Annotated in this window: 1 protein-coding gene; it reads left to right on the top strand. The window is 41.0% G+C overall.

The window, feature by feature from the left end:
• Window positions 1–278: hypothetical protein (locus AAEY78_RS12845; protein ID WP_352339710.1), on the top strand; the 278-nt coding region annotated here is incomplete at both ends.

Here is a 278-nt window from a genome sequence, read left to right on the forward strand (position 1 = left end):
CATTTCCCATAACCGCTGAAGGCTTTAGCGTAACTAAAAGTAATTGGGCTTTTATTAATTTACAGCCGTCGCGCCAATTACAAAGACTATCTGACGAGATAACACTTGCCATTGAACCGCTGCGCGAGCGAAATGTTACTGTGCCTACTTGGGTTAAAAACTACCCCAACAAGTTAACTGCATTTAAGCGCTACGGCAGCCCTAATGTTTTTCAAAACTTTCAGCCACATTTAACATTATTAGCTAACGAGAAAAGCCCTCAACTGGCTGTTATAAAT

The sequence above is a fragment of the Psychrobacter sp. 16-MNA-CIBAN-0192 genome, from assembly GCF_040309565.1.
In the GTDB taxonomy this organism is placed as follows: Bacteria; Pseudomonadota; Gammaproteobacteria; order Pseudomonadales; family Moraxellaceae; genus Psychrobacter.